Raw genomic sequence first — 6,194 nt, 5'->3', positions numbered from 1 at the left:
CCGAAGCCCCGCCGCACGACCGACTCCAACCACCGCTACCACAAGTGGAAGAACCTCGTGCGCGGCTTCACGCCTACTGCCGCGAACCAGCTGTGGGTGGCCGACATAACCTACATACCACTCGAATGCGGTGGCACGTGCTACCTGCACATAGTCACCGACGCCTACTCGCACAAGGTCGTAGGCCACAAGGTCTCGCCGTCGCTGCGCGCCTTGGAGTCTCTCGAGGCCCTCAGGCAGGCCATAGCCCATGCCGTGGCGTTGCGCGGCACGGACAGTCTTGACGGCCTCGTCCACCACTCCGACCGCGGGGTGCAGTACTGCTGCGACGCCTACATCGGCGAGCTGCGGCGACACGGCATATCGGTGAGCATGACCGAGGACTACAACCCCACCGACAACGCCGTGGCCGAGCGCGTCAACGGCATAATAAAGCAGGAGGCCGTAAACCGCCGACGCGCTTTCGCCGACATCGCCACGGCCGGCGAGGCCATCGGCAGGTACATCGACTTTTACAACACGCGCAGGCCCCACATGAGCATCGGTAACAACACCCCGGAGACGGCGCACGCCGGGAGCGGCGAACAAAAACGGCTGTGGAAAAGGAAAAAAACGGTGGGCCATGGAGGAAATGACAATGGAAGATAGTATCTTTGCTGCGATTTTGTCAGGCGGCCCCGCGGGGCAGCCTGACAAAGACCGGGAATGTAAAGTAAAGCAGCACATTTCCCGATGCGATGTCAACTATTCCAGTACCTCTATCCAGAGTGTGTAAAATAATGTAGTTTATTTAAACAAAAACTGTCAACCTATTTCAGGAAAAGACACCCCCTAACCGTACACTCTGCGAAATGCCGTCTTTCACCGCGCGAAAGACGGCATTTCGGCATGCAATATACGGCCTTTCACAACCCGATACGCGGCCTTTCGCACGCCCCAAAATCTCCGGCCAATAACCCTCTGGCCGTCAACACATTACGAACACACGACAGACAACGGCCACTGACAACGCCACACACAAGCACGCCACACCGTACAACATCCGCAACAACCGGCAGCCGCCAGCACCACCCGACATAGGCCCGAAGCCCGGCATAAACCGTTAAAATGCCGCTTTTTCATGTTTTTAATACACATTTTCCACAAAAAATTTGGCAGTTTGCCCAAACTTCAGTACCTTTGCACTCGCAATGACGGTAAACACCGTCGGTGTAGGGCTTTTAGCTCAGTTGGTTAGAGCAACAGACTCATAATCTGGAGGTCCCAGGTTCAAGCCCTGGATGGCCCACCGAAAACAGAGTGCTAATTACTTGAAGTTCAGGTAGTTGGCACTTTTTCTTTTGTTTCGGTTGATGTTTCGTCCGCTCAAAATATCAGCGTTTTATATGCTATTTGTGTTGTTTGTTGACCTATTGTTTACTTCTAAAAACAATGGTAAAATGCTGACAATCAAGGCAGAAATTAAGAAAGACGGCTTGAAAGTTGACGGAACGTACAATGTAAAGTTGAGATTTACGTTGGACAGGAAGGTGAAAAGACTGTCTACAAGTCTGTTCGTGAAACCTGATGAACTGACAAAGACGGGTGATTTCAGGAAAGGCACTGCGGTTTACAAAGAGATTGAGAAACTTGTAGCGGCTTATCTGGAAAAGTGTAACGTCATGCAAATAGACCTTAACCGTTACTCGTTGGATGACATTTTCGAGAGGTTGAGGTTTGAAGAGCGGAAAGAACAGGATATTGACTTCATCGCCTTCTCGCGTAAATGGATTGAAAACACGGTAATCAAGGGCGTCAAGAATTATGCGACGGTGATTAATTCGCTTGTTTCGTTCATGCAAAGGGATTATCTACCCATATCGGAAATCAATCATTCATTCCTGAAAAAGTATTCTGACTACCTTAATCAACGAAGGAACGAGAGGATTGCGAGGATGAGAACCACAGGCCAACGCATTCCGTCAAACAGGATGATGTCGCTTTATCTCGGTAGCATAAGGCATCTATACAAGGAAGCGCAGAATGCTTATAACGACTATGATAACGGCTTTATCCTAATCCCAAACTTTCCGTTCGACAATTTCAGAATCCCCAAACAAGAAGCCACAAGGAAACGTGCATTAGACCGGAACATGATAAAGAAAATCTTTGCCCTGCCATATAAAAACAAGGTGAAAGGTTATAAAAGCACCTGCCGTTATGATTTGGCAAAGGATTGTTTCATCATGTCTTTCTGTCTTATGGGCATGAACTCCGTTGACTTGTACAATGCCAAAGAGTTTACAGACGGCAGGATAATCTACAACCGCACCAAGACAAAGGACCGCCGATTAGACAGTGCAAGGATGGAAGTCGTTGTCCCTAAGCTGATATTGCCACTGATGGAGAAATACAAGGACAAGACCGGTCAGAGACTTTTCAACTTCCACCATTACTACGCCGACCACAAGGCATTCAACAAGGCAATCAATTATGGCCTGAAGGAAATCGGTTCACAGCTTGGCATAGATGATTTGGAATATTACGCTGCCCGGCATTCATGGGCTACAATAGCACTTAATAAGGTTGGCATAGATAAGTACACAGTCCATGCAGCCCTCAACCACGTAGACGAATCGATGAGGGTAACCGACATTTACATTGAGCGCGACTTCGTTAACGAGAACAAGGCCAATGCTAAGGTCGTGAAGTATGTGTTTGGAGGTTAAAACTGGTATGATTGTCGTTTTAAATGTCCCATGTAAGATATGGCGTAACTAATTGATATACAGTAAATGTCCATGTTTTTGTATAGGACATTTTTGAGACATTTAGAAGTGCAACAAAGATTGTTTAAATGTCCCTTATTTGTCTCGTAAATGTCGCAGTAATTTGTGTCCCTAAATTCTAATTATGTAATTGCATAACAGCTTGCTAAAATAAGCAAAGTAGACATGAAGACATAGTTTCATTCAAGATAGGAAATTTGACATTTTTTATAAATTTTACTACTCGTCATGGCAGATTTTTTGCTGTTAATAAATTATATGGAGCTAATTAAAGTTAGCAGAAGTAGGGGCTTTTATAGCCAAAGAGGACATTTAGTGATGCCCTCACATTTTTTAGTAGGAATATTTTTGTTTAATTTAAAAATTACGCTTATGTAAAAAAGGCATTAAGAAGTAACAATAGTCGTCTGAGTAAGAAAAGATTTGAGACTGATATGTTTGTTGCTTCGGAGTGACCGAGCAAGAAATGTTAGAGGTGCAGCTTGCCGCGAAATATCCCGAGGATAAGAAACTCTGGCAAGACTCTTTGAATAAGTATGGAGTAAAAGGGACGCTTGACCGTTTACGAAAGAAAAATGCTGACAATAAAATTGGTGAACTTGACTGTCAGTTCATTGAGTGGATAAAAGAAAAAGAAGTTGATTTCAGCAATGAAATTAGAAAACACTTAACCGATAGCAGTACAGGATTGAATATCGGCAACCAGAAAGTAAAGTTCACCTACTATGGCATGATTTACACGATTTTGACGTGGGAAGGTTGCTATGTGAGGGGCAAAAACAAGCAAAACGCTCCTAACAGGATTTCTTGTCAGAGGTTTTGTAGTGAATTGTTAAATTTAAAAGACAGACTGAACAGCGGTAATGTAAGAAAGACGATTGTAAGTCAAACTTACTCATACAACTATTACATAGATATCGCATCTGAGGAAGCAGGTGGAAAAGGCAACCACTTACCTGACTACGCCCAGAGTTTAAGGCCTGTTTTTAAAGACTTGGTTCATGAGATAAAACGAAATTTTTTATTTAGACAGTAGTAACAAGTAGTAGAAAGAGGATGGCCAAGAGAGACGGCACATCCTCATTTTTATTTTCAAGATATATAAAAGGTCACATCTATTTTAGGCCTCTGCACTGTGACCATAAGTTGTTTCCTATATGTTAACCTGAATTTCATAAGCCCGTTCTGTCTGACCTATAGAAATTGCAATATCGGTGTCAGTTCTGTCGAAAATACGTGACATCAGTTTCAGCCTTGACCTCGTCTTGGTATGTCTGAAAGCGTCCTTGGTATATAGGTATAGTTGGGCTGTTCGGATAATGTGTTTCCTGTCCACCAACAAGTGTATTTCATTATTTTCCAAGTCATTTTGTATTATCAATAATGTTAAAAACTCCCAGCTTCTGAAAGTGGGATAGTGCAATTTTACATTTATCCCAGATATTGGACATAATGATTTACATTTGCAAACGAATAAAAAAGAATTAAAAATGGACCGAATAGTTATTGGAGGCTTACCTCCTAAATTTGAGATGGAAGGGGACTTCCAAGGCAAAGAAATGTTTAAAATCTGTTGCGCTTTTATTTGTGCGACAGGTGGGTACTATTTATTTAAAGAAGGGGTTAAGTACTATTTCTGGAAAAAGAAATTGGATCACAAACCAAAACGTTTCAGTCATCCAGAGCCAGTCAACAATCCAATCACACGACCAAGACCAGAAACACTGAACGAGATCTGTGAAAAGTCTAATGCGGACATCGCTGATTTACAGTTGTGTGGTAATTTATTATGTAAAGGCGACACTCTGGTTATCAGCAGCTCTGACGGAGAAGGCAAGAGTACGTTAGCTATGGGTATGTGCGTTGATATAGCCAGAGGCTCAAATACGCATCTGCTTCCGGACGATAAAACGCCATATAATCAGAAGCCACAAAGTGTTTATTATTTTGACGCAGAGCTTTCCGATGACGATATTCAGTTGAGGTATGGCAAACATGATTTTCATTTTCCCGAGAACCTTAAAAGATTCAGTAGCACATACGAATCTGAGACTGAAATGTTTGACCACATAGAGGAGTTGGTCGGCAATGAAAAGTCAGACGTGACAATCTGCATAGATAATCTGTCTGCCATTATCCCGACTGCATCCCCGAAAGCGTACCATGACCTGTTCTCAAGACAGAAAAAGATAAAAGATGTTGCTAAGGCAAATGGTTATTACGTGACCTTTATAATTATAGCTCATACCACAAAGACCAAACAAGGTCAGGTCAATGAAACGTTCTACGGTTCTTCACATCTCGGTAATTTGTCTGCATCACGTATTGCTCTACTACCTACACGGTTTGGTGACGAATACAAGATGTTGAAAGTGCAGAAGAACAGGAAAATGCCCAAGGAAGGAAATGTTATTATAGTAAAACGTGTATCAACGCCGTACCTGCATTTTGAGTATTTTAGAGAAATGAAGGAGGATGAAGCTACGCCATTAAAACAGAAAACTGTAAGCATAAGCAGTGTCACGCCTGCATCAGAGATATTAGTTCAAAAGCCCAAAGCCCCGAATCAAAAGGTAACACCGGAGAAAGAGGAAAAGATTATTGCAATGTATAATAAAGGAATGAAGCAGAGTACCATAGCAAACAAACTTCGCTTGAGTACAAAAACCGTTCACAGAACACTTACAAGGCTTAAGCAGGAAGGCCATATTAGTGCTTAAAAATAATTCGCCACCCTCTATTGGGTGGCTTTTTTATGTCTTTTTGCAGTGTAAGTATATTTTCTTGGTATATAAAGTCGTCATTCGGAGGGGTGTAAACCGGGTGTTAAGTGTAAATGCCATTCGTTTTTATTGCCAGACTTAATCCATTGTTACACAGTGCCTTACCGCCATAAAATCACATCCAAGTTATATAAAATTGGCGGTTTACGCCCCTGATTTTGCAATACATGGCATATTGTACGGTGAAAGGCGGTCAAACGGAGGGTAATTTGCGGTCTTTTACAAGGCGGTTTACGGTCTTTTACAACACGGTTAAATTACGGCAGTATCTCGTAACCTTCCTTCCTGTTGCCTTCGTCATCGGTAATCATACGTTCCTTTGCATTAAGGTAAGACCCTAGTTCCGTTGATTTTGCCTTTCTTCCTATAAGGCCAAGACCGTCATAGATTTGCTGAAGTGTGTTCTTTACCTCGGGCTTTGTGTAGAAGTTGCCGATTGTAAATGCTTCCCTGCACTTCAGTATTATCGGCTCATGATTGCAGGAATAATCGTAGGCCTGTTCAACTTTCTGTACGTCGAAATTAAGTCGCATAAGCTCTTGATAGCCCAATACGTCGAACCATGAATACTCGAGTTCGGGATAATGAAGTAAGATAAAAAGTTGGTAATCTCGCAAAAATTTTGTACCTTTATAGTTGAAAA

4 protein-coding genes, 1 tRNA gene and 1 pseudogene are annotated in these 6,194 nt (G+C 42.9%); 5 read left to right on the top strand and 1 reads right to left on the bottom strand.

Features of this window, described 5'->3' with window-relative positions; translation table 11 throughout:
- From H6A34_RS13310 to H6A34_RS13290, 5 genes are all read left to right on the top strand, one after another.
- Positions 1–648, top strand: a 648-nt coding sequence (locus H6A34_RS13310; RefSeq protein ID WP_205105911.1) for an IS3 family transposase, incomplete at its 5' end; no start/stop codon positions are given.
- Between the two features lie 566 nt (positions 649–1,214).
- Positions 1,215–1,288: transfer RNA gene (locus H6A34_RS13305), tRNA-Ile, on the top strand.
- Positions 1,289–1,439: 151 nt separating this feature from the next.
- Entirely contained in the window at positions 1,440–2,708 is a 1,269-nt protein-coding gene (locus H6A34_RS13300; RefSeq protein ID WP_205105910.1) for a phage integrase SAM-like domain-containing protein, read from the top strand.
- A gap of 511 nt (positions 2,709–3,219) precedes the next feature.
- Positions 3,220–3,804, top strand: a complete 585-nt coding sequence (locus H6A34_RS13295; protein ID WP_205105909.1) for a hypothetical protein — start codon at positions 3,220–3,222, stop codon at positions 3,802–3,804.
- Between the two features lie 454 nt (positions 3,805–4,258).
- Positions 4,259–5,488 (top strand): AAA family ATPase, encoded by a 1,230-nt coding sequence (locus H6A34_RS13290; RefSeq protein ID WP_205105908.1) that lies wholly within the window; start codon positions 4,259–4,261, stop codon positions 5,486–5,488.
- A gap of 320 nt (positions 5,489–5,808) precedes the next feature.
- Here the strand turns inward: H6A34_RS13290 and H6A34_RS13285 are convergent.
- A pseudogene (locus H6A34_RS13285) lies at positions 5,809–6,194 on the bottom strand (hypothetical protein); the annotation flags it as partial.

Origin of the sequence: Marseilla massiliensis (assembly GCF_016899855.1) — a bacterium.
GTDB lineage: Bacteria > Bacteroidota > Bacteroidia > Bacteroidales > Bacteroidaceae > Prevotella.
The sequence above is the reverse complement of the archived record's forward strand: the minus strand, read 5'-3'. Positions and strand labels throughout refer to the sequence as shown.